Source organism: Mesorhizobium sp. M1E.F.Ca.ET.041.01.1.1 (genome assembly GCF_003997355.1).
GTDB lineage: Bacteria > Pseudomonadota > Alphaproteobacteria > Rhizobiales > Rhizobiaceae > Mesorhizobium.
In genome coordinates, this window is record NZ_RZSL01001133.1 from 1 (window position 1) to 794 (window position 794).

A 794-nucleotide genomic window follows, 5' to 3' on the forward strand; every position below is an offset into this window, starting at 1 on the left:
CCACCGCGTAGCCGGCGACATGGCTGTCGTTCTCGGCCACCAGCATCTCGGCGGTCTCGCGCTCGATGAACTGACGGAAGGAGCGGCGGGAAAGCCGGTCGCCCGAGAAGACGGCCTTCTCGATGGCGGCGAGGTCATCGACGTCTGACGCGCGGGCCTTGCGAATCTCGGCAGGCATGCGGGCTTGGGAGAACCTCGATTGGATTGCGGAAATGGCCCCGGTCACTAAAGCAACACCGGCCGAAGCGCCAGTATTCGTCAAGCGCTATCGCTCCTTGATTAGGGCCGAATTGTGACAGGTTCCGTGGCGGCAAGGAAGCGCGAAGTGTTTGAACAAGATCGCTGTTTGGAAGGGCTGCCGGCTGCGCAAAACGCAGCCGGTTTCAGCTCGAAATACCGGCGAGAAGCTGGCCATAGGCGATCTTGGCGACGTCCGACAGCCGCTCGCGCGGCAGCGAGCCGACGACGGCGCAGCCATAGCCTTTGTCCAACCAATAGACCGCCTCAGGGCCGTCCGCTTCGGCAGCATAGGTGCCCTTGGCGGCCGCGGACGATTCGGCGGTGACGAAGAGCGAGATGCGCTCGCCCTTGGCGTCCTCGTAAAGCAGCATCGCGGCCTTGCCGTGCTCGCCCGAAGGCAGCAGCCGGCCACCGACGAGCTCGAAGCCTTCGGCCGCCAGATCGGGCGCCACCAGCTTCAGCCCAACCCGGTTGGACAGCCATGTCTGAAGGTGGTCCTTGTCGCTCGCCGGCACCTCGACCGCGTGACGCTTCTCGCCGGCGTAGATGACATG

General features: G+C 64.7%; 1 protein-coding gene. It reads right to left on the reverse strand.

Annotated features, from left to right (window positions below; translation table 11 throughout):
• Nucleotides 1-383 precede the first annotated feature (383 nt).
• Nucleotides 384-794: anti-sigma factor (locus EOA38_RS37905; RefSeq protein WP_145966351.1), on the reverse strand; the 411-nt coding region annotated here is incomplete at its 5' end.